Raw genomic sequence first — 501 nt, 5'->3', positions numbered from 1 at the left:
CAGCCAGCCGCTCATGCTGCGGTGTCGACCGCCGCGGTGCGCTGCCACGGCCACGGCTGCGGCGCGATGAGGCCCGGCCATGCGCGGTGCACGCCCTTTGCGACGAGCACCGTCACGACGACCTTCACGAGGTCGCCGGGGAGGAACACGAGCGACCCGAGGACGGCGACGTCGATCGGGGTGCCCGTGATCGCCGCGAACACCGGCACGCCCACGAGGTAGACGGCCACGATGCCGCCGAGCGCCGTCGCGGCCAGTGCGGGCAGCACCCGGTAGCGGGGGAGCAGGCGGGCGGTGCACCAGCCGATGACGACGACGCCGAGGAGCCAGCCGATCAGGTAGCCCACCGACGGCCCGACGAACACGCCGAGTCCGCCGCGGCCGCCCGAGAGCAGGGGCAGGCCGGCCGCGACGAGCGCGAGCAGGAGCAGCACCGACAGGAACCCCTTGCGCGCACCGAGGATCGCGCCGGCGAGCATGACGCCGAGCGTCTGGAACGTG

The 501-nt window shown here is 74.3% G+C and carries 1 protein-coding gene; it reads right to left on the bottom strand.

Annotated features, from left to right (window positions below; all coding sequences use genetic code 11):
• Positions 1-11: 11 nt before the first annotated feature.
• A partial coding sequence (locus tag GH736_RS24320; protein WP_159607659.1) for a biotin transporter BioY occupies positions 12-501 on the bottom strand: 490 nt, incomplete at its 5' end.

The organism is Agromyces humi, assembly GCF_009720255.1.
In the GTDB taxonomy this organism is placed as follows: Bacteria; Actinomycetota; Actinomycetes; order Actinomycetales; family Microbacteriaceae; genus Agromyces; species Agromyces humi.
The sequence above is the reverse complement of the archived record's forward strand: the minus strand, read 5'-3'. Positions and strand labels throughout refer to the sequence as shown.